This is a genomic window from Pseudoflavonifractor sp. 60, from assembly GCF_009911645.1.
GTDB lineage: Bacteria > Bacillota > Clostridia > Oscillospirales > Oscillospiraceae > Lawsonibacter.
In genome coordinates, this window is record NZ_QWKI01000322.1 from 1 (window position 1) to 2351 (window position 2351).

Here is a 2351-nt window from a genome sequence, read left to right on the forward strand (position 1 = left end):
AATCCGAAATTTTTGCTATGGTGCATACGTAATATCATGCCCGGTCAGCCGGGACAAGAAAGAAATCGGCAAGGGGGTAGCCCCCTTGCCCCGCAGGGGACCCTGCGGGGCAAAATTCCCTCTTTGCCGGACAGGAGGAAATCATGAGGAAATGGAAACAACGGTTGTTCAGCCTGGTGCTGTGCGGGGCGATGCTCGTCTCGCTGTGCGCGCCGGCGGTGGCGGAGGAGGAAGATGGTGCGGCAGAGACCTACATCGTTTGGACCTGGGACGGGAGCAAGCTGGTGAAGAGCACCCCGGATATCCCCGAGGATATTACGACAATCGACGAAAAGAATGTGGAGACTCTGGAGTTGAACGGCAATACCACCAACGGCTGGTACATCGTGCGTACCAGCGGCGTTTCCAAAGACGGGAGCATCGCCGTCACTGGCGCGGTCCACTTGATCCTCGCAGACGGATGCTCTCTTGAGGTTCTCAGCATCAAGCTGAGCGATAACAGCAGCCTTTCCATCTACGCCCAATCGGAGGGTACAGATATGGGCGAGCTGACGGCACAATACAACAAACAAAGCGAACACAGCAACTCCAACGACGCGGGGATAGAAGTCAACGCGGGCAGCGCGGTTGCCATCCACGGCGGTAAAGTGACCGCGACCGGCCGCATGGGCGCGGGTATCGGCGGATACAGTGAAAAAGCAGGTGGCTCCGTCAACATCCTTGGCGGCACAGTCGCGGCAGACAGCTGGATCGGTGCGGGTATCGGCGGCAGCCACAGAGGCAAAGGCGGCGAGGTCATCATCAACGGCGGCACGGTGACGGCCTCCAGCAACGGCGGCGGCGCGGGCATCGGAGGCGGCTGGGGGGGTGACGGCAGCACGATCAAGATCACCGGCGGCACGGTGACGGCGAACAGCTGGGGCAAGGGCGCGGGTATCGGCGGCAGCGACAGCCACGACGGCGGCCAGATCACCATCACCGGCGGCACGGTGGGGGCCTTCAGCAACGGCGGCGCGGGCATCGGAGGCGGCTGGGGGGTGACGGCGGCACGATCCTCATCAGCGGAAATGCGGATGTGACGGCAACCAGCAATGGCGACGGCGCGGGCATCGGAGGCGGCCGGGCGAGTGACGGCGGCACGATCAAGATCACCGGCGGCACGGTGACGGCCTCCAGCAACGACGGCGGCGGCGGAGGCGAGATCGCCATCAGCGGCGGCATAGTAAAGGCGACCGGCAACAACGGCGCAGGCATCGGAGGCGGCGCATACGGCGGCTCCGGCGGCCAGACCTCCATCAGCGGAAATGCGGATGTGACGGCCACCAGCAAGGGCGACGGCGCGGGCATCGGAGGCGGCGCCAGAGGTGGCGGCGACGAGATCGCCATCAGCGGCGGCACGGTGACGGCCTCCAGCAACAGCGGCGGCGCGGGCATCGGCGACGGCAAAGGCTACAGCGGCGAGGACAGCGGCGAGGACAAAGGTACGTTTGCCGCAAACGGCAACGCCTTTATCACGGCGTCCAGCATTTCGGATAGCGAAGAGGAAAAGAAAGCGCAGTGGAGCGGCGTGATTTTCGTGGGGGATTACGGAAAAATCTACAAAAGCCCGGTCAGCCTCACCACCGACGCGACCATCCTGGCCGGCAAGACGCTGGAGATCGAGGCGGGCCAGACCCTGGTGATCAGCAGGGGCGTGAAGCTGACCAACAAGGGTAAAATTATTGGAAACGGCATAATTGTCAACGACGGCGAATTCGATGGACGGCCGCCCGAGGACGTGGTAATACACAGCGGGAAAGCGGGAGAGTGGCGCGGCGGCGCCGACGGCCACTGGTATCCCTGCGATGTGGAGGGCTGCGCCGAAAACCACAAGTTCAACAGGTCCGCCCACGTCCCCGGCCCGGCGGCGACCTGCACCAGGCCGCAGATCTGCGTCGAATGCGGCTATACGCTCAAGGCCCCGGGCCACACCCCCGGTCCGGCGGCGACCTGCACCGAGCCGCGGACCTGCACCGTGTGCCGTCAGGAGCTGGAGCCCGCTCTGGGCCACACCCCCGGTCCGGAGGCGACCTGCACCGAGCCGCAGACCTGCGCCGTGTGCCGTCAGGAGCTGGAGCCCGCCCTGGGCCACACCCCCGGCCCGGAGGCGACCTGTACCGAGCCCCAGACCTGCACCGTGTGCCGTCAGGAGCTGGAGCCCGCTCTGGGCCACAGCCTCGGCGAGAAGGTCCCGCAGAAGGACGCCACCACCACAAGCACAGGCATGAAGGCGCATTAGAAGCTGTATTCATAAGCGTTTGAGCAGCGTGTGGAAATGAGAAATTATAACCATAGCCTCAGCAGAGGAAACG

General features: G+C 64.4%; 2 protein-coding genes. Both read left to right on the forward strand.

From position 1 onward, the window contains the following. Positions 1 to 143: 143 nt before the first annotated feature. Entirely contained in the window at positions 144 to 1079 is a 936-nt protein-coding gene (locus D1646_RS22140; RefSeq protein ID WP_160638492.1) for a hypothetical protein, read from the forward strand. Continuing rightward, positions 1076 to 2278 (forward strand): hypothetical protein, encoded by a 1203-nt coding sequence (locus D1646_RS22145; RefSeq protein WP_160638493.1) that lies wholly within the window; start codon positions 1076 to 1078, stop codon positions 2276 to 2278. The genes D1646_RS22140 and D1646_RS22145 overlap by 4 nt, the downstream gene beginning before the upstream one ends. Positions 2279 to 2351 lie beyond the last annotated feature (73 nt).

Excerpts from the sequence above, each read along its gene's own strand:
- D1646_RS22140 (WP_160638492.1), top strand. The coding sequence starts at position 144 with ATGAGGAAATGGAAACAACGGTTGTTCAGCCTGGTGCTGTGCGGGGCG.